Source organism: Pseudomonas sp. Leaf127 (genome assembly GCF_001423155.1).
Taxonomy (GTDB): Bacteria; Pseudomonadota; Gammaproteobacteria; order Pseudomonadales; family Pseudomonadaceae; genus Aquipseudomonas; species Aquipseudomonas ovata.
This window is the reverse complement of sequence record NZ_LMOA01000022.1, coordinates 25,249-50,822: the sequence shown is the minus strand read 5'-3', so window position 1 is coordinate 50,822 and position 25,574 is coordinate 25,249. Positions and strand designations below refer to the sequence as shown.

The window sequence follows — 25,574 nt, the reverse complement described above, 5'->3', positions numbered from 1 at the left end:
TGAGGGAGGTATCGCTTGGACGCGCGGCGCCTGCGAAGGTTCGTGGGTGAACTGTACGACGAGCCTGCGTATACTGCGCGCCTGCTTTTCTCGAACTGGTTTTTCTCGGAGCCCTCGCATGTCCGGCAACACTTTCGGCAAGCTGTTCACTGTCACCACCGCCGGTGAAAGCCACGGCCCGGCGCTGGTCGCTATCGTCGATGGCTGCCCGCCGGGTATCGAGCTGTCGCTGGACGACCTGCAGCGCGACCTGGACCGGCGCAAGCCTGGCACCAGCCGGCACACCACCCAGCGTCAGGAAGCCGACGAAGTGGAGATCCTCTCCGGCGTCTTCGAAGGCAAGACCACCGGCACCTCGATCGGCCTGTTGATTCGCAACACCGACCAGAAGTCCAAGGACTACTCGGCAATCAAGGACCAGTTCCGCCCGGCACACGCCGATTACACCTACCATCACAAGTACGGTATCCGCGACTACCGTGGCGGTGGTCGCAGTTCAGCGCGCGAGACCGCCATGCGCGTGGCGGCCGGCGCCATTGCCAAGAAATACCTGGCCAGCCTGGGCATCACCGTGCGCGGCTACATGAGCCAGTTGGGCCCGATCCCCATCGCGTTCAAGACCTGGGACAGCGTCGAGCAGAATGCCTTTTTCTCGCCCGACCCGGACAAGGTGCCGGAACTGGAAGCCTACATGGACCAGTTGCGCCGCGACCAGGATTCGGTCGGCGCGCGCATCACCGTCGTGGCCGAAGGCGTGATGCCCGGCCTGGGCGAGCCGATCTTCGACCGTCTGGACGCCGAGCTGGCCCATGCGCTGATGAGCATCAATGCGGTCAAGGGCGTGGAAATCGGCGCCGGCTTCGCCTGCGTGGCCCAGCGCGGCACCGAGCATCGCGATGAACTGACCCCCGAAGGCTTCGTGTCCAACCAGTCCGGCGGCATCATCGGCGGCATTTCTTCGGGCCAGCCGATTGTCGCCCACCTGGCGCTCAAGCCGACCTCCAGCATCACCACGCCGGGTCGCTCCATCGATGTGGACGGCCAGTCGACCGAAGTGGTGACCAAGGGGCGCCACGATCCGTGCGTCGGCATCCGTGCCACGCCGATCGCCGAGGCGATGATGGCCATCGTGCTGCTGGATCACCTGCTGCGCCATCGCGGTCAGAACGCCGATGTGCAGGTCACCACCCCGGTGCTGGGCCAGCTGTGACACCCGCCGGCCCAAGAGCCACGGCGTGACGCCGGTTGCCAGCGGACAGCTGCCTTACTGGCGGCTGTCCGGGTTCTACCTGTTCTATTTCGCCTTGCTGGGCTCTACGGCGCCCTTCATGGCGCTGTATTTCAGTCACCTGGGGTTTTCCAGTGCGCGCATCGGCGAACTGGTCGCCATTCCGATGCTGATGCGCTGCATTGCCCCCAATCTATGGGGCTGGCTGGGGGACGTCACCGGGCGTCGGCTGGCAATCGTGCGTTTCGGCGCGGCTTGCACGTTAGTGACCTTCGCCCTGATCCTGGTCGACAAAACCTATGTCTGGCTGGCCATGGTCATGGCCTTGCATGCGTTCTTCTGGCATGCCGTGCTGCCACAGTTCGAAGTCATCACCCTGGCGCACCTGCGTGACCAGCCCTGGCGCTACAGCCAGGTGCGGGTCTGGGGCTCGGTCGGCTTTACCCTGGCGGTGGTGGGGCTGGGCGCACTGCTGCAGCACTTCAGCCTGGACCTGTACCCCTATCTATTGCTGGCGATCATCACCGGTATCGCCTTGAGCAGCTGGCTGGTGCCCAATGCCCAGCCGGTGTCCGGTCCCGTACGCATCGATGAAGGCGGCCTGTGGCGACAATTGACCCGCCCTGGCGTGCTGGCCTTTTACGTCTGTGTGGCCTTGATGCAGCTCAGCCACGGGCCTTACTACACCTTCCTGACCCTGCACCTTGAGCACCTGGGCTATGGGCGTGGCGCCATCGGCCTGCTCTGGGCGCTGGGTGTGGTGGCCGAAGTGCTGATCTTCATGGTCATGGGCCGCATCCTGCAGCGTTTTTCCGTGCGCAAGGTGCTGGCGGTCAGCTTCATGCTGGCGGCATTGCGCTGGCTGCTGCTCGGCCAATGGCCCGAATACCCGGGTGTGCTGCTGTTTGCCCAGTTGCTGCACGCCGCCACCTTTGGCAGCTTTCATGCCGCCGCGATTCACTTCGTGCAGCGCAGTTTCGGAGCGCGCCAGCAAGGTCAGGGACAGGCGTTGTATGCGGCCCTGTCTGGTACGGGCGGTGCCCTGGGCGCCTTGTATGCAGGTTACAGCTGGAACACCCTGGGTCCGGCCTGGACCTTTGCCATCGCCAGCCTGGCCGCCCTGGCGGCGGCCTGCCTGATTGTTGCTGCGCGCAAGACGCCGCCTGGCGAACCTCCAACCTTTCATTAAGAGCCGCAGCGGTTCCTGCTGATCACGGCCTGCAACCTATAAGGAATTGCCCCTATGAGCAGCCTGTTCGTTTACCACACCGACTGCCCGGAGATGCCGCAAAAGGTGCTCAATCACCAGGAAGACATCGCCGCCACCCTGGCCGAGCGAGGCGTGACCTTTGCGCGCCTGCAGGTGCCCGTGCCGATCGTCCCCGGTACCGAGGCGCAGGCCGTGATCACCGCGCTGCAGCCGCAGATCGACGGGCTCAGGGGCGCCGCTGGCAATGAGGCGTTGCCGCAGGTTATCAGCGTGGGCCGCGATCATCCGCAAAAGACCGAGCTGCGCGAACAGTGGCTGCAAGAGCAGTTTCACGAGGCCGACGAGGTGCGTTTTTTCGTCAGCGGTCGTGGCCTGTTCTGCCTGCACGTGGATGACTATGTGTATGCGCTGCTGTGTGAGCGCAACGATGTGGTCTCGGTGCCGGCCGGCCTGCGCCACTGGTTCGATCTGGGGGAGCATCCGCATCTGGTGGTGATCCGGATCTTCAGTTCGGCAGGGGGTGTGGCACGCATGACCGGCGATGACATCGCCAGCCGCTTCGCAGGTCTCGACGACTGACTTTTTGCTGCCTCCAGGCGCCTGGATGTCAGTGACATCCCATGCGCCGGTAGGACCTGATCTGTCTGGAGGTCAGTCTTTCCTGTTTGTTGCGCGCCAGGGTTTTCAGCGTGTTTATTGGTGTAGGTTCATGTCTGTAACCCAGTCGCATCCCTTACATCAAGGCTGCCCGGACGCTGTGATTCGCGATGGCAGCCCAACGCAGTGCCAGACACGACATGAACTTACTGATACAGCAAATGGTGAGCAACATCTCCGAACGTGATGGCCGCGTGGCCATCGAAAACGCACTTCAGTGGCTGCGGCAGGAATGCCGTTGCGAACGGGCCTTGTTCTATCAGTTCAAGAGTGCGTCATTACTGACCCTGGTGACCTCCAACGTCGATGACGCCTGGAGTCGTTTCTACCGGCAAGGCCAGATGCTGACCGAAGACCCGGTCATCCGTTGTTACCGCAACCGGATGGGCTTCATCGACTGGCGTGATGCGTTTCGCCAGTACCCGGCATCCACCGCCTGCCAGGACATGGCTCAGCGCTGCGCGTTGCTGCCAGCGCAGTCCTATGGCTATACCAGCCATTGCCGGGGCATGAACGGGGTCGTCTCGGTCTGCACCCTGGCCGGCCTGAACCGAAATCCAGGCAGCGAAGACAAATACCTGCTGAGCAGCCTGGTGCCGGTGTTGCACATGGTCGGGCACGGCGCGCAATTGCGTGCGCATGGACTGACCGACCGCGAGCTGGAAATCCTGCGCTGGGCGCGAGAGGGCAAGACTCGTTGGGAAATCGCCGCGATGCGTGAAGTCGGCGAAGCAACAATCAAGTATCACTTCAAGGCCATCTACAGAAAGCTGGGCGTCGCCAATCGGGCACAGGCAGTGGGCGAGGCCTTGTGCCGCGGATTGATAGGCTAGCCGTTTCAGCACAGCTGCGGTGCAGCGACAACAGGCTCTGGCAGGCAAAAAAATGCCGTGAAAGCACAGGGCGATCACGGCGAGATCGAAGGAGCAGGGTGCAGAAGTGCAACGCCGTCACTGACGGCCATGCAGGTTCAACGGGTGTGGTAGGTCGGCAGGTCGAAACGGTGCTGGCTTTGCAGCATGGTGATCGCTGGCAGCTCACTGGCCTGGGCAGCCAGGTCGCGACGGATGGCGCTGATCAGCCATTCCAGTTGTACCGGGGTGTGCAGTTGGGCGTAGGACACACAGCGACGGGTCTGGTTGCCGTCGTGGTCGCGCAGGGTCAGCAGAACGCCGCCATCAGGGCGGGCCTGAGTGGTAACAACATAGTCGGAAAAGACCGAGGCGAATTTTTCCTGGATAAAAGTCATGTCTGGCGGCTCCATAGGTCATGGTATTTCAAGCGTGACCTAGTGATTGCAGTGTCTGTGCCAGCATGAGGTATTTAAAAAATAGCTTATAAAACAATAACTTATAAATAAGGCGATTTTTCATTCTCGTGCAAAATGCATGAATGCCCCTCGTGCATCCTGCATTTTGCCGGTCGTAGGACCACCGTCCCCAAGAAAAAGTGCCGTGTTTATTTATCTATCAACGTCATAGATCGTGCTGCTTTGACTGGCGTCGAACCGCTGGAGAGACTGACGGTCACTATCAGCTACGCCTCGCTTGTTCGAGTTATCAGGAGTGTTTCATGACCGATGCCCATCGTAATCCCCCTCAAGTAATGACCGATGAGGAGACCGCCGAGTTTGCCGAACAGGTATTCGACGTCGCCCGCCAGGGCAATGCGCTGATGCTCGAGCGTCTGCTGGACAAGGGCTTGCCTGTCAACCTGCGTAACCACAAGGGTGACACCTTGCTGATGCTGGCCAGTTATCATGGCCATCTGTCGGCCGTGCAGGTGTTGCTCAAGCACCAGGCCGATCCTGAAATCCGTAACGACAACGGCCAGAGCCCGATTGCCGGCGCGGCCTTCAAGGGTGACCTGGCAGTGGTCCAGGCACTGGTCGAGGCCGGCGCCAACGTGGAAGGGGCTTCAGTCGACGGTCGCACGGCCTTGATGATGGCGGCGATGTTCAATCGCACGGCGATTGTCGATTACCTGATCGAGCGCGGCGCCAATCCACAGGCCTGCGATGCCCGTGGCGTCACGGCCCTGGGCGCCGCGCAGGCCATGGGGGCGGCAGATACGGCCGCTCAATTGGCCGCGATGCAGCGCTGAGGTGACAACGCACGATAGAGCCGCGCCGGGTTTCCCGCTATCCTGCGCGGCTCTTTTTGCTTGTCCAAGGATCGCCCATGAAAGATTCACTCGTCGAACTCATCACCAAGGTCAGCTCCGGCTGCCTGGGCGAACAGGAAATCCTGCAGATCGCCGACGAAGCCACCCAGGCCTTCGCTGACCCGGCGGCCTTCCTGGCGGCCAATCCCGAGATCAACTACGACGACAGCTTCCCCATTCCCTTGGGCGAGTGGGTGGTGGTCGGCAGCCTGCCAGAGACCGTGCTGTTCCAGGCCGACACTTACATGGACCTGTTCAGCCAGATCATGGCCTCGTTCGGCCCGCAAGTGTCGTTCAACATCAAGCCCAAACAGTTGGCCAAGACCGAGCCGCTGACAGCCTTGAACCGCATCCAGATCCAGTTGAGCAGCATGAACAAGGAAATGGGCGGCTATGTACTGATGAATTTCAGCCAGCCACTGGATGACGAACTGCAGGCTGTGCTGGTATACGGTTGCGACGAGCAACGCGTCGTGGAACTGGCCGCCAGCGCAGGCATCCATGCCGCGCCGGCGCTCAAGGCCTTGCAGAACGCCTGAGTTCAGCCCAGCGCCGTGTCCAGAAACATCATCACCGCAAAACCGCCCATCAGCCCCAGCGTGGCCGAGGTCTGGTGGCCGTTGCGGTGGGTTTCCGGAATCACCTCGTGGGACACCACGAACAGCATGGCACCGGCCGCCAGCCCCAGGCTGAGCGGGTAGGCCAGGGCAAAGCCGCTGGAAATGCCCAGGCCGACCATGGCGCCCAGGGGTTCCATCATGCCGGAGCCCACCGCAATCACCATGGCCTTGAGTGGCGACAGCCCGATGGTGCGCAAGGCCAGGGCAATGGCCAGCCCTTCAGGGATGTCCTGGATCGCGATGGCGCTGGTCAGGGGCAGGCCCACGTTCATGTCGCCCCCGGCAAAGCTGACGCCGATCGCCATGCCTTCGGGCAGGTTGTGCAGGGTAATGGCCAGTACGAACAGCCAGACCCGGTTGATACGCTCGGCATGCGGACCCTGGCGACCGACGCTTTCATGCTCGTGGGGGGTGAATTTTTCCAGGCCCAGCATCAGCATTACGCCCAGTGCCAGCCCGGCCACCACCGTAGCCGCCGCCAGCGCGCCACTGTCGGTAATCTCGCGGGCGGCGGCCAGTCCGGGCAGGATCAATGAAAACGAACTGGCCGCCAGCATCATGCCGGCGGCAAAGCCAAGCATGATGTCCTGGGTACGCTGGGCAATGTCACGAAACACCACGGCCATGATCGCGCCCAGGGCCGTGGCGACAAAGCCGGCGCTGCCACCGATCAGGGCATGTTCCAGATTGACGCGGTTGGTGCCATTGAACGCATTGTAAATACTGGCGATGCCCAGGCCGACCAGCATGACAAGAATCAGCGCAAAGCCCAGGCTCAGCAACGGGGCAGCCTGCACCTGCGCAGACCAGGTCGAGCGCAGCGTGCGCGATGGAGCGGGTGTAGGCATGAAAGACACCTTTCACAAATTCACGAATCAGGAGGGCAAGCGCAGCCCGTGGAATCTCGATTTCGGAGCCTTGCGCGGCCTGTTTGGTTCAATGGAAACCTTTTGTCACCTTCGGGTTCTGTAGTGGAACAGGTCGACGGCCTCCGGCAGACCTCGATCCCGACGCCTGTATCAACGACTTTTCAGGAGCAGCATCATGGGTGCGACGTTCAATAGCCTGGTTGGCTTGATCATTCTGGCACTGGATATCTGGGCGATCCTGCATGTGCTCAAAAGCAGTGCCGAGGTCGGCATGAAAATCCTCTGGGTGTTGCTGATTGCACTGTTGCCGGTGCTGGGCCTGATCATCTGGGCCATTGCCGGTCCGCGGGGCCATTTGCGGTACTGAAATGACCCGCTGGTTGCAAGGTCGGCGCCACGCGCACGCCCACCTTGCAACCCCTGTAGCGGCGTTGCAATGACCCGTTACCGTAAGCCTTTATGTTTCCACGTAATTTTCACATCGCCTGACTCATCATCCCCGGCTATCATTGCCGCCCGCCCGAGTGCGGCGGCAATACACCATGGAGGGGTGGCGTGGCGCGCCTGAAACCTGTTCATGGCTGCGCGCGACACTTCCTGTTCACTTCAAATAACCTGATTCCTACGGATCCTACGACCCATGGCCAAAACGGACGCCTCTGCTCGGCATGCCTTGTCTCGCTTGCATAAACCTACAATAAAGGCCCATCTGGTCTACACCCTGCTCAGCGGCCTGGCCTTGATGCTGATGTACACCCTGTTGCGCATCGGCCTGCTGGTTTACAACCGCGAGATGATCGGCGAAACGCCGATGTCGACGTTCCTTGAAGCACTGCTCAATGGCATGCGTTTTGATCTGCGTCTGACCATCTACCTGCTGATTCCGTTGTTTTTCGCGGTGTTCAGCGTCCGGGCCATGAGTGCGCGCGGGTTCTTTCGTTTCTGGTTGACCCTGGTCGGCAGCATCACGCTGTTTCTGGGCCTGGTGGAAATGGACTTCTATCGTGAATTCCACCAGCGCCTCAACGGCCTGGTCTTCCAGTACATCAAGGAAGATCCCAAGACCGTCCTGAGCATGCTCTGGTACGGTTTTCCGGTGGTGCGCTACCTGCTGGCGTGGGTGGCCGTCACCTGGTTGCTGAGCCTGGTGTTCAAGGGCATCGACCGTCTGACGCGTCCCAGCCAGAGCACGTTCTCCAGCGTCGGCAGTCGTTCGGCCGCGCCCTGGTATACACGGGCCATGGTGTTCTTCGTGATTCTGCTGGTCGCCGTCGTCGCTGCGCGTGGCACCTTGCGTCAGGGCCCGCCGCTGCGCTGGGGCGACGCTTATACCACTGATTCCAATTTCGCCAACCAGTTGGGCCTCAACGGCACCCTGACGCTGATCACCGCTGCCAAGAGCCGCATGTCCGAGGACCGTGACAATATCTGGAAAGCCACGCTGGCGCAGGATCAGGCACAGCAGACCGTACGCGACATGCTGCTGACCCCCCACGAAAAACTGGTCGAACCCGGCCTGGCGGCCGTACGTCGCGATTTCACGCCACCGGCGCAGAACACCCTGCCGATCCGCAACGTGGTGGTGATCCTGATGGAAAGCTTCGCCGGCCATTCGGTGGGCGCGCTGGGCAGCAATGCCAATATCACCCCGTACTTCGACAAGCTGGCCCAGGAAGGCCTGTTGTTCGACCACTTCTTTTCCAACGGCACGCACACCCACCAGGGCATGTTCGCCACCATGGCCTGCTTCCCGAACCTGCCCGGCTTCGAATACCTGATGCAGACCCCCGAAGGCAGCCACAAGCTGTCCGGCCTGCCACAGTTGCTCAGTGCCGGTCGCAACTACGATGACGTGTACGTCTATAACGGCAACTTCGCCTGGGACAACCAGTCGGGCTTCTTCAGCAATCAGGGCATGACCAACTTCATTGGCCGTGGCGACTATGTGAACCCGGTGTTCTCCGATCCGACCTGGGGTGTTTCCGACCAGGACATGTTTGATCGTGGCGCCCAGGAACTCAAGGCCCGCCAGGGCGGCAAGCCGTTCTATGCCTTGCTGCAGACCCTGTCCAACCACACCCCGTATGCGCTGCCCGAGCAACTGCCGGTCGAGCGCGTGACCGGCCATGGTTCGCTGGATGAACACCTGACCGCCATGCGTTACTCGGACTGGGCCCTGGGCCAGTTCTTCGAAAAAGCCAAGAAAGAGCCTTACTACAACGAAACCCTGTTCGTGGTGCTGGGCGACCACGGCTTTGGTAACAACCGCCAGTTGACTGAAATGGACCTGGGTCGCTTCAACGTGCCACTGCTGTTGATTGCCCCGGGCATTCAGGACAAGTTCGGCAAGCGCAGCAGCACCGTGGGCACCCAGGTCGACGTGGTGCCGACCATCATGGGCCGCCTGGGTGGTGCGACGCGCCACCAGTGCTGGGGACGCGATCTGTTGAACCTGCCTGAGGGCGACAAGGGCTTTGGTGTGATCAAGCCGTCGGGCAGCGAGCAGGTGGTCGGTATCATCAGCGGCAACCGGATCCTGATCGAGGCGGTGGACATGCCGGCCAAGGTGCTGACCTACCGCCTGGGCGCGCAACCGTCCGCCGAGCTGGTGCCCGATGCGGCGGATGCCGAAGCGCTCAAGCTCAAGCTTGAAAGCTTCCTGCAGACTGCCACCAAGAGCCTGCTGGACAACTCGGCAGGCGTCGAAGCCAGCAAGAACTGACCGGCGTTTGACCTTGCGTTGAAAAAGGCCCTTCGGGGCCTTTTTCATTGGCGTTCAGAAAAGATTGATCCGTTCCTTCAGGCCAGCCACCCAAGGTCTGTACTGTTCTTCATCAGGCGGGGTTGTGCTGGCTGATGGTGGTGTTTCCGGGAGAGAGGTTCCGACCCTCTTCAGGCGGGCTTGCTTTGCCAGGACAAAGTGGCCTGGCACGGACTGATCGCCGTCAGGCGCAGATTCCTGCCTTTTGCCGGTGCAAGAATGACCGGTCACGACTTCAGTGCCTTGCCGGTATAAAACCTCGGTACTGGATTTGAACGAACCCGCGTGCTTTTTGGTCAAGATCTGGTAAGCCAACGTCTGGCTGATTGTGGAGGCATTGATGAAACAATGGGCCGTTTCGTATTTCGATAAAGATGGTGTAGCGCAATGCTTGAATGTCGATTCGCAGCAGCTCCCGACACCTGAGCAGGCTGCCCAATTGCTGCGCCATAAACTCTTTCCGGTGACCGATGAGCTCGACCTCAACGACCTGGACGGGCGCACGGCTGAACCTACGCTCAAGACCCTCAAGGACCATAACAGCGTCCAGATCATTTCCATCAAGGAAGTCTCTGAGTGATCTGATCAAACATGCCTCTTGGCAGGTGACTCACGATAGGACTACTCTGCAAGCGGGGCCGGTTACAAGGCCCCTTTCTGTCGATGTCCGGTCTGGTGCAGCCCGGAATCGCCACGCTTCATGCTTGATTGCCAGCGGTGCGCAAGGCCCCGCCAAGGCGTACCGCCAGCGTTGAAACTCTATCTATCGTTGCATAGGAGGACGTTTCATGAGCACAGCCCATTCGGAAGATCTCAGCACCCACGTGCTGCGCTGTATGAAAGAGGGCGGTTTTGATTTCGCCCGCATCCATCCCATCGAGTTCTACGCTGTGTTCCCCGATGAAAAACGGGCTCGCCAGGCTGCGCAGCAGTTTCGCGGCGAATCGCTCAATACCCAGATCAACGAACGTGAAGACGGTGCCTGGCACTTGCAGGTCAGCAAGGTCATGTACGCAACCTACGACGGCATTGGTGATTTCGAGCAAGACCTGCAGACCGTGGTCCTGCCGCTGGATGGCGAAGTCGAGGGCTGGGGTGTCAAGCACGAACTCAGGCGTCTGAACTGAACAAGGAGGTCTATTGCAATATGGCGGCCGGCCTGCCAGCGCTCAGGGGCCGGCACAATGCCCGGGCAAGGGCAAAGCACCTTGACGGTGCAGTGGTAAAACCAGGCGACAAAAAAAAGCCACTGCAAGCAGTGGCTCAAAAGGGAATCCGGTCAACAATCGGGTGCAACACAGAATCGGTCGGGGAGGGCCGATGCCTTCTGTAGTTGCGTAGGGCGATTATGGCGAACTAATGGCCACCCCGATAATCAACTCTCTCTATGCGGGTCATAGATTCTACGTGCGCAATGCCTGCGAATGAGGCGTCCGTGAATCTTCAGGCCGGTTTGTGCACAGGGATGGTGCGTTAAATGTCTTGCTCATTCGTAAATAATTGATAACAAAGGGTTTATGCCGGTGGCACGAGGCTTGCGAAGGCCTGTGTGCCCTGGGTGACAAGGAGTACGGCATGATCCGCACCTTTTATGATGAGATGTACGATGCTGGCGGCCTGGTTCGCCCGCATTACCGGGAATTTGCCCGTTGGCTGGGGGACGCGCCGCCAGAGCTGCTGGCTCAACGGCGCCGTGAGGCCGATTTGTTGTTTCATCGCGCCGGTATTACTTTCACGCTCTATGGGGACGAGCAGGGCACCGAAAGGTTGATTCCCTTCGATACGATTCCGCGCAGCATTCCGGCCAGTGAATGGCGGATTGTCGAGCGCGGCTGCATTCAGCGCGTCAAGGCGCTGAACATGTTTCTCGCTGACCTGTACCACGACCAGCGCATCATCAAGGCCGGTATCGTTCCGGCCGAGCAGGTGCTGGCCAATGATCAGTATCAGTTGGCCATGCAGGGCCTGGACCTGCACCGGGACCTGTACTCGCACATCTCCGGGGTCGACCTGGTCCGTGATGCCGACGGCACCTATTACGTGCTCGAAGACAACCTGCGCACGCCCAGCGGTGTGAGCTACATGCTCGAAGACCGCAAGATGATGATGCGGCTGTTCCCTGAGCTGTTTGCCGCGCAGCGCATTGCGCCGATCGACCACTACCCGAACCTGCTGCTCGACACCCTGAAAAGTTCGAGCCCGCTGGATAATCCCAGTGTCGTGGTGCTGACGCCGGGACGCTTCAACAGTGCGTTTTTCGAGCATGCCTTTCTGGCGCGGGAAATGGGCGTCGAGCTGGTTGAAGGCGCTGACCTGTTCGTGCGTGACGACCGGGTGTTCATGCGCACCACCTCCGGCCCGAAGCCGGTGGATGTGATCTACCGGCGCCTGGACGATGCCTTCCTCGACCCACTGGCATTCAAGCCCGATTCGATGCTCGGGGTGCCGGGCCTGCTATCGGCCTACCGCAGCGGCAATGTGGTGCTGGCCAACGCCATCGGCACCGGCGTGGCAGACGACAAATCGGTCTATCCGTTCGTGACCGACATGATCCGCTTCTACCTGGATGAAGAGCCGATCCTGAAGAACGTGCCGACCTGGCAATGCCGCAAGCCGGCCGAGCTGTCTCATGTGCTGGCCAATCTCAAGGACCTGGTGGTCAAGGAAACCCAGGGCTCCGGCGGCTACGGCATGCTGGTCGGTCCGGCTTCCACGGCTGCCGAAATCGAAGCCTTCCGCGCGCGCCTGATTGCCAAGCCGCACGCTTACATTGCCCAACCTACGTTGTCCCTGTCGACCTGTCCGACCTTCGTCGAGAACGGCATCGCCCCGCGACACATCGACCTCCGTCCATTTGTCCTGTCCGGCCGCGAAACCCGCGTGGTACCCGGCGGGCTCACCCGGGTGGCCTTGCGTGAAGGCTCGCTGGTGGTGAACTCGTCCCAGGGTGGCGGTACCAAGGACACCTGGGTGGTCGAGGATTAAGGATGCCTGCCTATGCTTAGTAGAACTGCCTCAGACCTGTTCTGGATGTCGCGTTACCTGGAGCGGGTCGAGAACCTCGCGCGGATGCTTGACGTGAGTTATTCCCTGTCGTTGATGCCCCAGGATGGACGCGGCGACGGGCTGGATGAAATCGCCATGCCGTTGTTGATCACCGGCACCCTGGACGCCTATGTCGAGCGCCATGGCGCCTTGCATGCCGAGCGCATGCTGCATTTCTTTGCGCTGGACGCCAGCAATCCGGCCAGCATCTACAGCTGCCTGGGCGCGGCGCGCAGTTGCGCTCACGCGGTGCGCGGGCGCATCACCGCCGACATCTGGGAGAACATCAATTCCACCTGGCTGGAGATTCGCGGCATTGCCCAGCAAGGGCTGACCCGCTATGGGTTGAGTCGCTTCTGTGAATGGGTCAAGGAGCGCTCGCACCTGTTCCGCGGCGCCACCTACGGCACCATCATGCGCAACGATGCCTTCCGCTTCATTCGGCTGGGCACCTTCATCGAGCGCAGCGACAACACCCTGCGCATGCTTGATGCCCGCTACGACATGCTTGAGCTGCGTGGTTCGGATGCCAATGCCGCCGCCGACAACTCCGCCGCCGGCTATTACCAGTGGAGCGCCTTGCTGCGTGCGCTTTCCTGTTTCGAGGCCTACACCGAACTGTACCGCGACGCGCCGGATGCGCGGCATGTGTCCGAACTGCTGTTGTTGCGTGCCGATACGCCACGCTCGTTGCTGGCTTGCCTGGAGGAGATCGACGAGATCCTCACCAGCCTGCCCGGCGACAACGGCCGTCCGGCCCAGCGCCTGGCGGCAGAGTTGCATGCGCGCTTGCGTTTTACCGGCATCGACGAGGTGCTCGATGCCGGGCTGCATGAATGGTTGAACGGCTTCCTGCCACTGGTGGCCCGACTGGGCGATGCCATTCACACATCTTATCTGGAGGCTGCATGAGACTTTCCATTAGCCACGAGACCAGCTACTGCTACGAAGCCCAGGTCCGCGCCAGCATCCAGTATTTGCGCCTGACACCTCACGACAGCGAGCGCCAGACGATCCTCAGCTGGCAGTTGAGCCTGCCGCGCCCGGTGCGCGCCCAGATCGACCCGTATGGCAACATCCTGCATGTGCTGACCCTGGACGAGCCGCATGAAGCCATCAAGATCAGTGCGCGCGGCCAGGTCGAAATCGACCCCGACCGCGAGTGCGAGCACGAAAGCCAGTCGCCGTTGCCGTTTCTGCGCACCACGCACCTGACCGAGGCGGACGCCGCGTTGCGTGAGTTTGCCGCCAGCCAGAGCCAGCAGCGCACGAACCGGGACGGGTTGATCGACCTGATGCACGCCCTGAACCAGCACATGATCTACACGCCGGGGGCCACCGAGGTCGACACCACCGCTGCCAAGGCCTTTGCCGGTCGCAGTGGCGTGTGTCAGGACCATACCCACGCGTTCCTGGCATGCGCGCGCAGCCTGGGGGTTCCGGCGCGTTATGTGTCGGGTTACCTGTGCAGTGAAGACAGCGACCATCTGTCCAGCCATGCCTGGGCCGAAGCCTGGATCGATGATGCCTGGTACAGCTTCGATGTGACCAATCAATTGGCGATGCCGGAGCGCCACCTGAAAGTGGCCGTCGGCCTGGACTACCTGGATGCTTGTCCGGTACGCGGTATGCGCCGTGGTGGCGGCTTCGAGCAGATGCATGCGCGGGTCGTGGTCGAACCGGCAGAGCCTGCCCCTGTGCAAAAGCAGACTCAGTCGCAAACCCAGGTTCAGATTCCAGCGCAGAAACAGTCACAGAAGCAGCATCAGTAGCGCAGGGCAGGCCGGGGGCATGATCCCTGGCCTTTCAGCCTTGTTCGCGTGCGGTGCAGGTCATTCGGCAGGATCGTCGGTAGTGTCGTAGAGGGCGTTGTGCAGCTCTTCGTAGTTACCGCCGTTGATCACGCTGAAATAACCGGCATTGCGCAACTTGTCCTGGGCGCGACTGGCTTTTTCATCACTGCTGGAAAAAATCACGAAAGCCGAATTGCGATCGTTGAGCACCAGTTTCATCTGGTTGACCAGCCGCCGATCATCGACGCGCACCGCATTCAATACGGTGCCGGCGTCGTACTCGATCTGACTGCGTACATCTACGGCAAGTTTGCCTTCCTTGAGCGCGATCACGGCCCCGGCCTGGTCGACCACGCCGGCCTGTGCCACCACGCTGCAGCCTAGCAAGGCAAGCGCTATCCATTGACGCATGCACCGATCTCCTTGATCACCTGCAAAGAACTGGTGGCGCGCCATGGCGCGTTGCATGCCTCAACCGAACAGACGACTCAGGTTCGGTACGATCAGCACCAGTATGGTTGCAAACAGGATAATCCCCGCCTGACGAAATTTCGAATCATTGAGCATGGCTGACTGCCTTTTGTTGTTATTCCCGAGCGACATCAGCCAACCGGCTTCCTGTCTGGAATCGGCGGGCTGGCAAAGGGTGAAGCCATCAGCAGGTGGCACGGCTGGTGATCGGGCCGGTTGTGGCAGCGCTATGAAAATCATTATTGCGCCCCTGCCCAGATACAGATTTAACCTTAGAGGCCTTGTTTCATAAGGCTTAGAACCCTTTGGTATCTAAAGCTGCTGGCTAATCTCAAAAAATTATCAGCGCGTACTTTTTGCCTTGCCGACCCCTTGACTAGACGCCTTGACTGCAACGTGCACCTGCCTGACCGTTCGTCAGTCAGCATTGTCAGAATGTGACTTGCTACACAGGGTGTACAGGGTGGCGCAAAAGCCAGAGGCAAACAGGCTTGCCTGCGACAGTGCTTTGTCTGTGAGCGCAGCCGGGGTCGATGCCCTGCACCTTGATTTGCGAGGGTTATCAGGGCAGGCTTGGCGCGTCATTTACCCTCCCTTACCGTTTCAGGTCTTTTTCATGTCGTTACGTATCTGCATCCTGGAAACCGATGTGCTGCGTCCAGAACTGGTCGAGCCGTATCAGAGCTATGGCCGCATGTTCGAGCGGCTGTTTGCCAGTCAGCCGATCGAAGCGCAGTTCGTTATCTACAACGTCATGCAAGGGGATTATCCGGCTGAAGACGAGCGCTTCGACGCCTGGCTGGTGACCGGCAGCAAGGCCGACTCGTTTGGCAGCGATCCCTGGATTCAGGTGCTCAAGGCCTACCTGCTCAAGCTCTATGAGCGTGGTGAAAAACTGTTGGGCGTCTGCTTCGGCCATCAGTTGCTGGCCCTGTTGCTCGGTGGCCAGACCGAACGGGCCAATGGCGGCTGGGGTGTGGGTATCCACCACTATCGTCTGCAGGCCGCGGCGCCCTGGATGACACCGAACCTGGATGACCTGACGTTGCTGATCAGCCATCAGGACCAGGTTACGCGCCTGCCGGAAAACGCCACTGTCATCGCATCCAGTGACTTCTGCCCGTTTGCGGCCTACCACATCAATGACCAGGTGCTGTGCTTCCAGGGGCACCCGGAATTCATCCATGACTATTCAAGGGCGCTGATGCACATTCGCCAGGAATCATTGGGCGAAGCGTTGTACCGCACGGCGCTGGCCAGCCTGGAGCATGACCACCATGGCACCACGGTGGCCGAATGGATGATGCGTTTTGTGGCCTACAAGCCTGAGCTGGCCGTTGACTCTATAGCCAGCCTGAGCGCTTGAAACTTGCAAACAGCGCCGCACAGCCGCCAACGATAACGCCCATTACCATGAAGTAGCCGTAATGCCACTTCAGCTCCGGCATGTTCTCGAAGTTCATGCCGTAGATACCGGCGATGGCGGTAGGGAAGGCCAGGATCGCCGCCCAGGCGGCGAACTTGCGCTGCACCAGGCTTTGCCGCGATGACTCCAGCAACAAACCGATCTCGATGGTCTGGCTGGCGATGTCGCGCAGGTTGGCGATGTCTTCCATCTGCCGTTTGACGTGGATTTCGACATCGCGAAAGTAGGGGCGCATATTTTTGTCGATGAATGGGAAGTCGAGTTTTTGCAACTCCTCGCCCACCTCGACCATTGGCGCCAGGTAGCGCCACAGGCGCAGCAGGTCGCGCCGCAGGCTGTGGATGCGATGAATGTGCGAATCGCTCATGACGCCCCCAAGCACGCTTTGCTCCAGCGCTTCAAGCTCGGTATGAATGGCCTCGGTCACCGGCTGGTAGTTCTCGGTCACGAAATCCAGCAAGGCGTACAGCACGAAATCCTCACCGTGCTCGAGCAGCAGCGGCCGCGCCTCACAGCGTTGCCGGACCACGCTGTAAGACTTGGAGTGGCCGTTGCGTGAAGTGATGACGTAACCCTTGCCGGCAAAGATATGGGTTTCGACGAACAGCAGCCGGCCTTCTTCCCGGATGGGCGCGTACGTGACGATAAACAGGGCGTCACCGAAGGTTTCCAGCTTGGGCCGGCTGTGCACCTCCAGGGCGTCCTCGATGGCCAGCTCATGCAGGTTGAATTGCCTTTTCAGGCTGGCCAGTTCGTGCGGGTCGGGCTTTTCCAGGCCGATCCAGACAAAGTGGCCGGGCTTGGCCGCCCAGTCTGCACCTTCATCCAGGGTGATATTGCTGACTTTGCGGCCTGCACTGTAAACCGCTGCTGCCACGACTCGGCCCATACGTATATCGCTTCTTCCAGAGGGTCTCGGCGCCAGGGAGGTCTGTGCGCTCGTTGATCAGATTGTGGCGCCGGTCATGAGTTCGGGTGGGCACCTCTAAATACTGGAGCTGTTCACCCTGTGAGGGCAGGCCTTATATCAGCCGCTGGCGGTCTTTTTCGATGGCGGCATCCAGGGTGTGCAGCAAGGCGTCACGGACCTTGAGCTTGGTCTGCGCGTGGGCCTTCATGTTGAGCTTTTGCAGGTGGGCAGCGACCTGGCGGGCCGTCTCGTGCAGCGCCTGGCTGTCGACCACCTGATCGAGAAAGCCAGCTTGCAGCGCCTGCTGCGGGTTGAACAGTTCGGCGTTGATGACCGCCCGGTTGAAGGCCGATTTGCGCAACCGGTCACGTGCCAGCTCGATGCCTGCGTGATGCATGGTCATGCCGATCTGGACTTCGTTGAGGCCGATATTGAAAGCCCCTTCGACGCCGATCCGGTAATCGGCCGACAGCAGCAGGAACGCGCCCTTGGCAATGGCATGCCCGGGGCAGGCGACCACGATGGGGAAGGGATGGGCCAGCATGCGCCGTGCCAGGGTCGAGCCCTGTGCAACCAGGTCGATGGCGGCCTGGGGGCCTGAAGTCATGACCTTGAGGTCATAGCCACCCGAGAGGATGCCCGGCTGCCCGGTGAGAATCACCACGGCGCGGTCCTGCACGGCCTGATCGAGTGCTGCATCGAGGGCGTCAAGCACCGCCGGTGACAGGGCGTTGACCTTGCCGTTGTTCAGGGTCAGCGTGGCGATGCCGTCTTGCAGGTGATACGAGACCAGGTCGGTCATGGCGCAATTCCTTGTGATCGTGAGCGAGCGCAGACGTTAACCATCCGGCGCAGGCAGGTAAAGAACTGACTCACCGGTCATGACCCGCCTGGCGAGCCATGTCTGCAAGGTGTTCTCAAGGGCGCTCTTAAGGTTCGATATCGTTGAAGCCGCAATACTCTTCCCACTCCATGCCCAAGGCTTCGGCCACCTGGCGGTGCGCTTCCAGGCGCATGCTCTTGAGCTGCTCGGGAGACTCTGCGATCAGTTCAAGCGCCAGCTCCCAGGGCTCGATGCCCTGTTCTTCAGCGCTGTCTTCAAACGCCCATTGCACTTGCTGTTGCTGTTCCTTGGCACTGAGCTGGCTGATCTCATCCTTGAGCGTGGGATGGTTCGCCAGGTATTTGCTCAGGGCGGCTTGATGCCATTGATCCAGGTTCATTGCGGGGCTCCTCACAGGCGACCGGATGCGCGGGCGCGAATCGCGGCAGGCATTGAAAAGGCGCCATTATCAATGACCGGCGCCGTCTGGCAAGTCTGTTGAGCAGGTGGTGGCTGTACGATGGCGCCGGCACCGTTCGTCTGTCCGGGTGCACCTTCGTCTCTGGGACGGTTCCCATTTGGCACAGAGGTTTTATTCCTGTCACGGAGGTGCATATGACTGCTACAAGACCCCAGGACCAGAAAAAGGGTGACGTGGGCTTTGATCCTGAATCGCCGGATCTCGAGGACCCGCAAGTTGATCCGACAGAACCTGCGAAGACCCCTGAGAAAGAGTCACCGAAGGGTGATTACCCGCCCTATGACCAGCCAGAGAAATAAGCCTTATGGGTTGGCCTGCAAATACTCGAGCAGGTCTTCCATGCGCTGATCATTGCCAATCCACCACAGCTTCATACGGGTGCCCGGAATGACGCCATCCGGGTCCTTGACGAAGCGCGCGATGTTTTCACGGCTCCAGACAATGCCTGAAGCGTGCAAAGCATCGGTGTACTTGTAGTCATCGGTCTGCCCGGCCTTGCGGTCTATGACGCCATTGAGCTGAGGGCCGAAAGCTGCGCGTGCGGCCGGGCCTATCTTGTGGCAGCCCGAGCACAGTCGCTTGTACACCGCCTGTCCTGATTCGACATCACCCGCGCCATGGGCGGTGCCGGTCAACAGCAGGGTCAGCACAAGCAAGAGGGTGTTCTTCATCGGTACTTATCAGACGTTGGGGCGGGTGGGCATGCTAACCCAGGCATACGAACAGGAGAATGGCCTGCGCCGTGCAGGCCCTGAAGGTCATTGAAAAGCGTCTGGTTTCAGGTCCTTGATGCCGGGCTGTATCCCGCCGCGATCCGGTCCAGATCACCCCAGGGCAAGGTGTAAGGTTCTACGCACCGGCATCCCTTCATATGGATGAAAGAGGATGTCTTCTCGGCTTCAAGCTGCTGGGCCCGACAGGACCTGCATATCACGATGCCGCGGTCGATCTGCCAAAGCGAATGCCACTTCAATAATCGTTCTGAGCTGCTCATTGGCCAGTACCGTTCCTGCGGCGATCGTTCGCCTTACAGAGCATGGACCGTTTTCAGACCAATAATGTTCAGAAATAAAACCTGTCGGGAGCCGAATGAAGGTAATACATAGCCTTCATTGGCGTTATTCAGTGAATGCGGGATCGATCCAGACCGTGAAATGACAGGCACTGCCGTGGCTATTCTTTGATGTGCCCCAGCGCCTTGAGGTACAAGGTGACCGTCGTACCTGCGCCAGTTGCGGTTCGCAGCCTGACGGCACCGCCTGCGGTTTCGGCAAACTCGCGCACCTGGGACAAGCCAAGACCTGTGCCTTTTCCTCGTTCCTTGGTGGTGAAAAAAGGCTCGAAGATTTTATGGGCAAGATCAGCAGGCATGCCGGGTCCGTCGTCGGTAACGCTGAGCGCCAGATAATCGCCTGCGGACAGCGAAACGTCATCCTCGACAAACGCCAGGCGGGTGGCGATACGGACACGGCCTGCAGCGCCCATGGCATCGCGTGCATTGCTCAGCAGATTCAGCATCGCGGCATTCAGTTGCGCCTCTTCGCAGAGTACCACCGTGTTGGGGGCCAGCAGATCGAACGTCAGCTTGACTCTGTCTGTGGCCGCCCGCGACAACACACCACGCATCGCATCGATATGGGCACTGACGTCGATACAGACCAGATTGGGACTGTCCTGACGGACACTGGCCAGCAGATGGCCCACAAGCTGACGGCCCTGGTCGACCGCTTGCAATCCGGTGTCGCTGAAGCGCTCGACATCTTCCGGCCGCCTTGCCCGCAAACGGATCATCTGCAAACTGGCGCTCAGGGCCTGCAGGATATTGTTGAAGTCATGCGCAATGCTGGCCGTCACCATCCCCAGCGAGGACACACGTTTGGCATGATTCAGGGATTGTTCGGTCAATTGGTTAAGGGCCTTGGCCTGAGCGAGTTCCTTTTCCAGCCGCTCTGCCCGATGCTCTCGTTGATCCCGAAGCAGGCGCAGTTGCAACAGCGAGGCGGTCTGCCGAGCCAGTGCCTGCAATGCGCTCTGCTGCGCGTCCGTCAGCGTTCTGGGCCTGGTATCGATGACACAGACCGTGCCCAGCGCATGGCCCCGGTCGTCGATAACCGGAGCGCCGGCATAAAAACGAATATAAGGCGGGCCGAGCACCAGCGCACTTTCCTGGAAGCGTGCATCCAGCCGTGCGTCTTCGACCATCAGGACATCGGTCGGCGCCAGAATGGCATGCGCGCAAAACGCCAGGTCACGGTGCGTTTCCCTGGCGTCCAGCCCAACGCACGCCTTGAACCACTGGCGCTCCCGGTCCACCAGCGAGACCAGCGCGATAGGGGTGTCGCACAGCGCGCTGGCGAGCATCACGATATCGTCGAATTCTGCCTCGGGTGCCGAGTCCAAGACCCTCAAATGTTCCAGCGAAAGGGCTCTTTCATCCTCGTTCGAGGGGAAGGGGGCGGGGCTGTGGGACATCGGTACACCCATCAGGACGAAGAAAAAGCCGAGCGATGATGCTGTTTGCAGCGTTCGCGCAGCAAGGGATTGTTTGTATCCGCCACCGTAAGCGAGGCGAATCAGCCGTAGACATTGTCCTTCTGGGCCTTTTCAATGAACAGGTCCTGCAAATCGCCCTCGATTGCCTCGCCATTCATGCTCAGCGTGAACTCACCTTCCAGATCATTGGGGAAATGGACGCCATCCAGTGTTCCCAGGATCACGGACGCACTGTCTGCCATCACGATCTTGAGAAAATCAATGACCTCCATTCTTTGCGAGTCGTTCAATGACGCCAGCGCATTTCGTGCCTTGCCATAGGCATCCTGCTGGTTGTCGGCAGGTTGAGTGAGTGACGTCTTGTAGTGCAGGAAGTTTGCTTCGAACAGCTCGCAGAACAGGGCGTCTACGAATTTCTTGTCATTCATGGGCTGTGTTCCGGATTTTTGGTGGGGCTGGAGGATGGGATGGCTGGCGGCCTGCTCATCAGGTATTGGCAGAGCCTAGGGATGGGGGCGGTGCAGGTGGGTAGGCCGCGGTGCAAAGGCGCTATTTCGGCCTTGAACGGAGCCTGGGCTCAAACGCCAGAAACAAAAAAGCCCTGAAATCTTATCGAAATCAGGGCTTTCTTGTTTGCCTAATATGGCGGTGAAAGAGGGATTCGAACCCTCGATACGATTTCTCGTATACACACTTTCCAGGCGTGCTCCTTAAACCACTCGGACATCTCACCGTATCTCGCGTCACATGTTGTGTCTGCCGAGGCGCGCTAATTTAGTCGAAGGTCCTTGCCAATGCAAATCTTTTTTTCAGATTTTTCATGTGCTTAAGCAGAAAACCGGTTTTCGCTGATCAGCGGTTCTGCAGGAACACCACATAGCCCTCGAACCCCGGGCTGTCTTGTAGGTAATCCGGGGCTTGCCATTGGCCGCCCTGGATCAGGCCGACCTTGAAGGGCAGGCTCAGTCGGCTCAGGCGCGGCAGGTAGGCGCCGTAGTCGGGAATGCTGTGGCGACCCTGGTAGGTTTGCACCACCACTTCGTCAATCACGCCCTTGAGCTGGCCGATGGTGCTGGCGTCGGCGTTGCTGCTCCAGTCCATCAGGCCGGTGATGCTCAGGCGATAGTCGGCCGGCAGGCGCTGGCGCAGGTCACGCAGGAAGGCCACGTATTCGTCCAGGTAACGGGTGCGGGCGTCGAAGTCGATCTGGATGCCCATCACCGGGTTGCCGGCCTGGCGCCAGCGTTCGACTTGGCCGAACAGCTGGCGGTACACCGAGTCCGGCCAGCGCAGGGTATGGGCGCGGTACACCATCCATAGTTGCGCCTGCGGCAGGCGCGCCACGCTTGGGCCCTGGGCGACGAAGCGCACCTGCGGATCGCGGCGCGACTGGCTGATCTGCCCTTGCAGCACATACAGCGTGCGCGCCTTAGCCAGCACCGGCTGGGAGGCGACGCCGCCCCACAGCCAGAAGGCATCGTAGTCGCGGGCATCGACGGTGGCCTGCGCGGGCAGCGTGCCCAGCAGGCCGAACAGGGCCAGCCAGCGCCAGGCCTTGTAGGCGATCACCAGTAGTACTGCAGGGTCTTGCCCCACTGCGTGGTGGCGTAGCTGCTTTTCAGTTGCTTGAACCAGGCCTTGCGCACGGCCGGTTCGACCTCCTGGCCGCCGCAACTGTTGTAGCCGGCCGGACCGTAGCAGTTGATGGCGCGAAACAGCGCATAGGCCTTGTCAGCGGCGGCGGCCTTGGGGTTGGCGATCACCAGGCGGTAGCCGTCGAGTCGCGAGAACACCGGTCCGTTGAAACCCGGTGCGCTGCCGCCCAGTGTGTCGGCGTCACGACGCTGGTCCAGCGGCATGCCATCGAGGCGGTTGCGCAGGATGAATTCACCCAGGCAGTTGAGCGCCTGCGGGTTTTTCGCATCGGTTTGCAATGTCGCTGCCGTTTGCACGATGGCCGGGCAGGTGTAGCCCGACTCGGCCTTGTCGCCTTGCCACTGAAACAGTGCCAGCGACGGGCCGGGTTGATAGACGTAGCCCAGGCCGTAACCGAGCTTTTCATCGGGCAGGGGCGAGGGCAGGCGTTTGAGGTCTTCGGCAAAGTCTGCATACCGACCGCGCATCAGGTCCTTATAAAGGAGCACGAACAGCGCCAGATTACGCTCGCTGGCATCCAGGCCCTGGCTGGCCTGCTGGCGCAGCAGGTCGGCATCGGCGACGTGGCTGAGCAGGATATTGCGTACCTGGCGCGACGTGATCGGTGAGTCACTGGCGAAGACGCGGGACAGTTGTTCGTCGCGCTCGAAGCTCATGGCCAGCGCCAGTTCCAGTTGTTCGCGCTGCAAGGGCGCCTGCGCCTTGGGCAGCAGGTCCAGCCAGGTCTGTTGTGCGCCTTTCCAGTCCTGGCGCGCCTCCAGCGCCAGGCCGCGCAGGATGTGCCGGCTCAAGCCCAGGTAATCCAGGCGTTCGTCCGGCGTCGGGGCCGGCGGCAGGTGCTTGAGGGCTTGCCCGGGGTCGTCCTGGCGATACAGCGCATGGGCGGCCAGCAGGTATTCGTACAAATCAGGCTGGTCGGCAAACACCGCCCGCTGGGCCTGCAGGTCGGCCAGGGTCAAGGGCGGGGTCGCCTGCTCGCGCATTTTCATCAGGTCGCTGACGGCCATCAGCATCGGGTCCTGCAATGGGCCGGTGCTGCGCATCAACAGCTTGATATCGACCTCGTTGACCAGTTCATCCAGGCTCAGGTTACGCCGTTGATCATCGGCCTGCGCCAGCTGCCAGGCGTAATCGTCGGCCAGCGCAGGGTCGTTGCCGCCCAGCCAGTGCACACGGCGCAACAGCCCCTTGGCCGACACCGCATAGGCCCCGTCGGGCCAGGTGCTCAGGTAGTGGGCAAACCCCTGTTCGGCCTGTTGCAGCAGGGTTTTGTCCACGCGCGCCAGGTCAAGCTCGCTGTATTCGTTGAAGGCCGTTTCCTGCACATAATTGAGTGCCGTGCGCGCGCCCATGTAGGTGGCGGTCTGTTGCAGCCAGGGCTGGGGGCTGTTGGCCAGGCTGGCAAAGCCCTGGCTCGCCTCGTTAAAACGTCCACTGTAGAAATCGCTGGCCGCACGCAGGTAAGTGGCGAACGCCTGGGCGCTGGCCGATGACAACTGTGTCGGCATCAGGCTGGCCTGTTGCTCAGGCGTCCAGCGGCATGCGCCGAGCATTTGCAGGCGGCTGTCGGCCAGTGCCTTGCGCTCGCTGTCCGAGGTGTCGGTGCTGTCCAGCACCTGGCCGATGAATGCCGCGGCGCTGTCGCGATCATTGCTGCGACAGCGGCTGCCTTCACCGTTGAGCAGGTCGGCGCCTGCGGTGCTTTGCGGTACGGTCAGGCCCAGGCGTTGCAAAGGAGCGACCAGAGGATCGGGGCGCTCGACGGCGGCTTGATCGGCGGCGGGTGCGACCGGGTAGAGCCGCGAAGCAGGGAAGGGCACCGGGCCATAGCCTTGCTCAAGATCGGTGGCATTCAACGGCTGCGGCTTGAGTGCCAGCGCGCCCTTGTCGGCCAGCAGCAGGCGCAGGTTGACCTGGCTGTCGTTGCCTGGGCTGAGAAAGGCCAGGCTGCTGCAGATCGACAGGTCCTCCTTGATCATTGACCAGCGTGGGTAGCATGAATCATCGCCGCTGGCGTAAGCGCCGGTGGCAAAGGTGGAGCCGGCAATCAGGGCAGTCAACAACCGCGTGCGCATGAAATGTCCTTGAATTCAAAGGCAGAATAAAAGAGAGGTGAAACAGGTCGGCACGCATCATAGCCTGCGGTTTTAGTCGTGCGCCTGCATGTGTCGAAAATTCCCACCCGCTTTACAGCATTCGCTTGAGCGTATCGTCCTTGCGAATGAAGTGATGCCAGAGCGCCGCTGCTGCATGCAGACCGGCGACATAATAGAACAGGGTGGCAAACAGCTTGTGCAGGTCTTCGAAATACTCCGCCGTCCGCCCTGACGTCGGCAGCGGCCAGGGAATGGCGGCGTCGGTGAACAGGATCGGCAGGGCGCCTTTTTCCACCATCACCGTCAACAGGCCCAGCACCGGCTGGACGAACAGAAAAGCGTACATCAGGTAATGCGTCAGGGTGGCCACGCGGCGCAAGGTGCCCTGCAGCGGCGGGGTAATGGCCGGTGGTGCATGGCGGCGGCGCTCGGCCAGGCGGAAAAAAGCCAAGCCCAGCAGCAGCAGGCCGGTCCAGTAATGGCTCTGCACCACCAGTACGCGGTACTCCGACCCCCGGGTGAACTGGATGCGGCTCAGGATCAGGCAATAGGCCAGGACCACCAGGCCGGCCATGAGCCAGTGCAGCCAGCGAGCCCTGCGAGAATAATGGTGAGTCGGCAAATCAGCCAAGGCAGGGTCCTTGTGGTCAGCAAAGCGCCATGAAAAGAATTGTTGTGTAATCCCAAGCAAGCGTCATGCCTGAGTCCTGGCTGATGATTGCACAGGCTTGAGCAATTGATTGAGAGTGCCGCGGTTGCTTTCACAATCCCTTCGAACCTGAGCCTGCTGTTCGATTGCTCTCAAAGTCCCGACCTGCGGTTCGACGTCGTAGTAAAGGTAATGATCTTCGCCCCTCCAGACAGGGTTGGCG

Annotated in this window: 28 protein-coding genes and 1 tRNA gene; 15 read left to right on the top strand and 14 right to left on the bottom strand. The window is 60.7% G+C overall.

Features of this window, described 5'->3' with window-relative positions; genetic code table 11:
- Positions 1-118: 118 nt before the first annotated feature.
- The 4 genes from aroC to ASF84_RS18090 all read left to right on the top strand — a co-directional run bounded on the left by aroC (position 119) and on the right by ASF84_RS18090 (position 3,928).
- The gene (gene aroC / locus ASF84_RS18105; protein ID WP_056840239.1) at positions 119-1,210 is read left to right on the top strand and encodes a chorismate synthase; all 1,092 of its coding nucleotides are present in this window, start codon (positions 119-121) and stop codon (positions 1,208-1,210) included.
- A 25-nt stretch (positions 1,211-1,235) separates the two neighbouring features.
- Positions 1,236-2,417: an MFS transporter gene (locus tag ASF84_RS18100; protein WP_056840238.1), complete on the top strand. Its 1,182-nt coding sequence runs from the start codon at positions 1,236-1,238 to the stop codon at positions 2,415-2,417.
- Positions 2,418-2,471: 54 nt separating this feature from the next.
- The gene (locus tag ASF84_RS18095; protein WP_056840237.1) at positions 2,472-3,017 is read left to right on the top strand and encodes an acireductone dioxygenase; all 546 of its coding nucleotides are present in this window, start codon (positions 2,472-2,474) and stop codon (positions 3,015-3,017) included.
- A 188-nt stretch (positions 3,018-3,205) separates the two neighbouring features.
- On the top strand, positions 3,206-3,928 hold the full coding sequence (locus ASF84_RS18090) for a helix-turn-helix transcriptional regulator (RefSeq protein WP_056840236.1): 723 nt from the start codon (positions 3,206-3,208) through the stop codon (positions 3,926-3,928).
- A 137-nt stretch (positions 3,929-4,065) separates the two neighbouring features.
- Here ASF84_RS18090 and ASF84_RS18085 read toward each other — a convergent pair whose 3' ends face one another.
- Positions 4,066-4,344, bottom strand: coding sequence for a DUF3509 domain-containing protein (locus ASF84_RS18085; protein WP_056840235.1), 279 nt, complete (start codon positions 4,342-4,344; stop codon positions 4,066-4,068).
- Positions 4,345-4,667: 323 nt separating this feature from the next.
- Here ASF84_RS18085 and ASF84_RS18080 point away from each other — a divergent pair, with 323 nt between their 5' ends.
- Both ASF84_RS18080 and ASF84_RS18075 read left to right on the top strand, forming a co-directional pair.
- Entirely contained in the window at positions 4,668-5,198 is a 531-nt protein-coding gene (locus ASF84_RS18080) for an ankyrin repeat domain-containing protein (RefSeq protein ID WP_056840234.1), read from the top strand.
- Between the two features lie 77 nt (positions 5,199-5,275).
- Positions 5,276-5,797 carry a hypothetical protein gene (locus ASF84_RS18075; RefSeq protein ID WP_056840233.1) on the top strand — a complete coding sequence of 174 codons (522 nt, stop codon included), beginning with the start codon at positions 5,276-5,278 and terminating at the stop codon, positions 5,795-5,797.
- 2 nt (positions 5,798-5,799) lie between these two features.
- On the opposite strand, the gene ASF84_RS18070 is transcribed toward ASF84_RS18075, so the two are convergent.
- Positions 5,800-6,726: a ZIP family metal transporter gene (locus ASF84_RS18070; protein ID WP_056840232.1), complete on the bottom strand. Its 927-nt coding sequence runs from the start codon at positions 6,724-6,726 to the stop codon at positions 5,800-5,802.
- Positions 6,727-6,922: 196 nt separating this feature from the next.
- Here ASF84_RS18070 and ASF84_RS18065 point away from each other — a divergent pair, with 196 nt between their 5' ends.
- The 7 genes from ASF84_RS18065 to ASF84_RS18035 all read left to right on the top strand — a co-directional run bounded on the left by ASF84_RS18065 (position 6,923) and on the right by ASF84_RS18035 (position 14,325).
- Positions 6,923-7,114, top strand: a complete 192-nt coding sequence (locus ASF84_RS18065; protein ID WP_056840231.1) for a PLD nuclease N-terminal domain-containing protein — start codon at positions 6,923-6,925, stop codon at positions 7,112-7,114.
- A gap of 273 nt (positions 7,115-7,387) precedes the next feature.
- A complete protein-coding gene (locus ASF84_RS18060; RefSeq protein ID WP_056840230.1) occupies positions 7,388-9,469 on the top strand; it encodes an LTA synthase family protein in 2,082 nt (693 codons plus the stop codon).
- 379 nt (positions 9,470-9,848) lie between these two features.
- A complete protein-coding gene (locus ASF84_RS18055) occupies positions 9,849-10,088 on the top strand; it encodes a hypothetical protein (RefSeq protein ID WP_056840229.1) in 240 nt (79 codons plus the stop codon).
- A gap of 208 nt (positions 10,089-10,296) precedes the next feature.
- On the top strand, positions 10,297-10,635 hold the full coding sequence (locus ASF84_RS18050) for a ribonuclease E inhibitor RraB (protein ID WP_056840228.1): 339 nt from the start codon (positions 10,297-10,299) through the stop codon (positions 10,633-10,635).
- A gap of 448 nt (positions 10,636-11,083) precedes the next feature.
- Positions 11,084-12,493 carry a circularly permuted type 2 ATP-grasp protein gene (locus tag ASF84_RS18045; RefSeq protein ID WP_056840227.1) on the top strand — a complete coding sequence of 470 codons (1,410 nt, stop codon included), beginning with the start codon at positions 11,084-11,086 and terminating at the stop codon, positions 12,491-12,493.
- Positions 12,494-12,505: 12 nt separating this feature from the next.
- On the top strand, positions 12,506-13,465 hold the full coding sequence (locus tag ASF84_RS18040) for an alpha-E domain-containing protein (protein WP_056840226.1): 960 nt from the start codon (positions 12,506-12,508) through the stop codon (positions 13,463-13,465).
- Positions 13,462-14,325 carry a transglutaminase family protein gene (locus ASF84_RS18035; RefSeq protein WP_056840225.1) on the top strand — a complete coding sequence of 288 codons (864 nt, stop codon included), beginning with the start codon at positions 13,462-13,464 and terminating at the stop codon, positions 14,323-14,325. Before ASF84_RS18040 ends, ASF84_RS18035 begins: the two co-directional genes overlap by 4 nt.
- A 60-nt stretch (positions 14,326-14,385) precedes the next feature.
- Here the strand turns inward: ASF84_RS18035 and ASF84_RS18030 are convergent, their stop codons facing one another.
- Complete coding sequence (locus tag ASF84_RS18030; RefSeq protein ID WP_056840224.1) at positions 14,386-14,757, bottom strand: rhodanese-like domain-containing protein; 372 nt, start codon at positions 14,755-14,757, stop codon at positions 14,386-14,388.
- A gap of 60 nt (positions 14,758-14,817) precedes the next feature.
- Positions 14,818-15,057, bottom strand: a complete 240-nt coding sequence (locus tag ASF84_RS29395) for a hypothetical protein (RefSeq protein ID WP_162241267.1) — start codon at positions 15,055-15,057, stop codon at positions 14,818-14,820.
- 376 nt (positions 15,058-15,433) lie between these two features.
- Here ASF84_RS29395 and ASF84_RS18025 point away from each other — a divergent pair, with 376 nt between their 5' ends.
- Positions 15,434-16,183: an amidotransferase gene (locus ASF84_RS18025; RefSeq protein ID WP_056840223.1), complete on the top strand. Its 750-nt coding sequence runs from the start codon at positions 15,434-15,436 to the stop codon at positions 16,181-16,183.
- Here the strand turns inward: ASF84_RS18025 and ASF84_RS18020 are convergent.
- The 3 genes from ASF84_RS18020 to ASF84_RS18010 all read right to left on the bottom strand — a co-directional run bounded on the left by ASF84_RS18020 (position 16,161) and on the right by ASF84_RS18010 (position 18,376).
- Positions 16,161-17,132, bottom strand: a complete 972-nt coding sequence (locus tag ASF84_RS18020; RefSeq protein ID WP_056840222.1) for a magnesium and cobalt transport protein CorA — start codon at positions 17,130-17,132, stop codon at positions 16,161-16,163. The two genes, ASF84_RS18025 and ASF84_RS18020, sit on opposite strands and share 23 nt — an antisense overlap.
- Before the next feature lie 133 nt (positions 17,133-17,265).
- Positions 17,266-17,955: a crotonase/enoyl-CoA hydratase family protein gene (locus tag ASF84_RS18015; RefSeq protein ID WP_056840221.1), complete on the bottom strand. Its 690-nt coding sequence runs from the start codon at positions 17,953-17,955 to the stop codon at positions 17,266-17,268.
- Positions 17,956-18,082: 127 nt separating this feature from the next.
- Positions 18,083-18,376 carry a DUF6388 family protein gene (locus tag ASF84_RS18010; RefSeq protein WP_056840220.1) on the bottom strand — a complete coding sequence of 98 codons (294 nt, stop codon included), beginning with the start codon at positions 18,374-18,376 and terminating at the stop codon, positions 18,083-18,085.
- A gap of 215 nt (positions 18,377-18,591) precedes the next feature.
- Here ASF84_RS18010 and ASF84_RS29790 point away from each other — a divergent pair, with 215 nt between their 5' ends.
- Complete coding sequence (locus tag ASF84_RS29790; protein ID WP_193551499.1) at positions 18,592-18,756, top strand: DUF6021 family protein; 165 nt, start codon at positions 18,592-18,594, stop codon at positions 18,754-18,756.
- Between the two features lie 3 nt (positions 18,757-18,759).
- On the opposite strand, the gene ASF84_RS18005 is transcribed toward ASF84_RS29790, so the two are convergent.
- The 7 genes from ASF84_RS18005 to ASF84_RS17975 form a co-directional block, all read right to left on the bottom strand.
- Positions 18,760-19,128 carry a c-type cytochrome gene (locus tag ASF84_RS18005; RefSeq protein ID WP_056840219.1) on the bottom strand — a complete coding sequence of 123 codons (369 nt, stop codon included), beginning with the start codon at positions 19,126-19,128 and terminating at the stop codon, positions 18,760-18,762.
- A gap of 502 nt (positions 19,129-19,630) precedes the next feature.
- A complete protein-coding gene (locus ASF84_RS18000; RefSeq protein WP_056840218.1) occupies positions 19,631-20,929 on the bottom strand; it encodes a sensor histidine kinase in 1,299 nt (432 codons plus the stop codon).
- Between the two features lie 101 nt (positions 20,930-21,030).
- Positions 21,031-21,378: a hypothetical protein gene (locus ASF84_RS17995; RefSeq protein ID WP_056840217.1), complete on the bottom strand. Its 348-nt coding sequence runs from the start codon at positions 21,376-21,378 to the stop codon at positions 21,031-21,033.
- Between the two features lie 215 nt (positions 21,379-21,593).
- A tRNA-Ser gene (locus ASF84_RS17990) sits at positions 21,594-21,683 on the bottom strand.
- Positions 21,684-21,802: 119 nt separating this feature from the next.
- Positions 21,803-22,519: a DUF3142 domain-containing protein gene (locus tag ASF84_RS17985; protein ID WP_236709448.1), complete on the bottom strand. Its 717-nt coding sequence runs from the start codon at positions 22,517-22,519 to the stop codon at positions 21,803-21,805.
- Positions 22,516-24,681, bottom strand: coding sequence for a hypothetical protein (locus tag ASF84_RS17980; protein ID WP_056840216.1), 2,166 nt, complete (start codon positions 24,679-24,681; stop codon positions 22,516-22,518). The genes ASF84_RS17985 and ASF84_RS17980 overlap by 4 nt, the downstream gene beginning before the upstream one ends.
- 112 nt (positions 24,682-24,793) lie before the next feature.
- Positions 24,794-25,333, bottom strand: a complete 540-nt coding sequence (locus ASF84_RS17975; RefSeq protein ID WP_269084922.1) for a cytochrome b — start codon at positions 25,331-25,333, stop codon at positions 24,794-24,796.
- Between the last annotated feature and the right edge of the window lie 241 nt (positions 25,334-25,574).

Bases quoted from the DNA above. Each gene is read 5' to 3' on its own strand.
- aroC (WP_056840239.1), top strand. From the start codon at position 119: ATGTCCGGCAACACTTTCGGCAAGCTGTTCACTGTCACCACCGCCGGT.
- ASF84_RS18095 (WP_056840237.1), top strand. From the start codon at position 2,472: ATGAGCAGCCTGTTCGTTTACCACACCGACTGCCCGGAGATGCCGCAA.
- ASF84_RS18090 (WP_056840236.1), top strand. From the start codon at position 3,206: ATGGCAGCCCAACGCAGTGCCAGACACGACATGAACTTACTGATACAG.
- ASF84_RS18085 (WP_056840235.1), bottom strand. From the start codon at position 4,344: ATGACTTTTATCCAGGAAAAATTCGCCTCGGTCTTTTCCGACTATGTT.
- ASF84_RS18080 (WP_056840234.1), top strand. From the start codon at position 4,668: ATGACCGATGCCCATCGTAATCCCCCTCAAGTAATGACCGATGAGGAG.
- ASF84_RS18075 (WP_056840233.1), top strand. From the start codon at position 5,276: ATGAAAGATTCACTCGTCGAACTCATCACCAAGGTCAGCTCCGGCTGC.
- ASF84_RS18070 (WP_056840232.1), bottom strand. From the start codon at position 6,726: ATGCCTACACCCGCTCCATCGCGCACGCTGCGCTCGACCTGGTCTGCG.
- ASF84_RS18065 (WP_056840231.1), top strand. From the start codon at position 6,923: ATGGGTGCGACGTTCAATAGCCTGGTTGGCTTGATCATTCTGGCACTG.
- ASF84_RS18060 (WP_056840230.1), top strand. From the start codon at position 7,388: ATGGCCAAAACGGACGCCTCTGCTCGGCATGCCTTGTCTCGCTTGCAT.
- ASF84_RS18055 (WP_056840229.1), top strand. From the start codon at position 9,849: ATGAAACAATGGGCCGTTTCGTATTTCGATAAAGATGGTGTAGCGCAA.
- ASF84_RS18050 (WP_056840228.1), top strand. From the start codon at position 10,297: ATGAGCACAGCCCATTCGGAAGATCTCAGCACCCACGTGCTGCGCTGT.
- ASF84_RS18045 (WP_056840227.1), top strand. From the start codon at position 11,084: ATGATCCGCACCTTTTATGATGAGATGTACGATGCTGGCGGCCTGGTT.
- ASF84_RS18040 (WP_056840226.1), top strand. From the start codon at position 12,506: ATGCTTAGTAGAACTGCCTCAGACCTGTTCTGGATGTCGCGTTACCTG.
- ASF84_RS18035 (WP_056840225.1), top strand. From the start codon at position 13,462: ATGAGACTTTCCATTAGCCACGAGACCAGCTACTGCTACGAAGCCCAG.
- ASF84_RS18030 (WP_056840224.1), bottom strand. From the start codon at position 14,757: ATGCGTCAATGGATAGCGCTTGCCTTGCTAGGCTGCAGCGTGGTGGCA.
- ASF84_RS29395 (WP_162241267.1), bottom strand. From the start codon at position 15,057: ATGATTTTCATAGCGCTGCCACAACCGGCCCGATCACCAGCCGTGCCA.
- ASF84_RS18025 (WP_056840223.1), top strand. From the start codon at position 15,434: ATGTCGTTACGTATCTGCATCCTGGAAACCGATGTGCTGCGTCCAGAA.
- ASF84_RS18020 (WP_056840222.1), bottom strand. From the start codon at position 17,132: ATGGGCCGAGTCGTGGCAGCAGCGGTTTACAGTGCAGGCCGCAAAGTC.
- ASF84_RS18015 (WP_056840221.1), bottom strand. From the start codon at position 17,955: ATGACCGACCTGGTCTCGTATCACCTGCAAGACGGCATCGCCACGCTG.
- ASF84_RS18010 (WP_056840220.1), bottom strand. From the start codon at position 18,376: ATGAACCTGGATCAATGGCATCAAGCCGCCCTGAGCAAATACCTGGCG.
- ASF84_RS29790 (WP_193551499.1), top strand. From the start codon at position 18,592: ATGACTGCTACAAGACCCCAGGACCAGAAAAAGGGTGACGTGGGCTTT.
- ASF84_RS18005 (WP_056840219.1), bottom strand. From the start codon at position 19,128: ATGAAGAACACCCTCTTGCTTGTGCTGACCCTGCTGTTGACCGGCACC.
- ASF84_RS18000 (WP_056840218.1), bottom strand. From the start codon at position 20,929: ATGTCCCACAGCCCCGCCCCCTTCCCCTCGAACGAGGATGAAAGAGCC.
- ASF84_RS17995 (WP_056840217.1), bottom strand. From the start codon at position 21,378: ATGAATGACAAGAAATTCGTAGACGCCCTGTTCTGCGAGCTGTTCGAA.
- ASF84_RS17980 (WP_056840216.1), bottom strand. From the start codon at position 24,681: ATGCGCACGCGGTTGTTGACTGCCCTGATTGCCGGCTCCACCTTTGCC.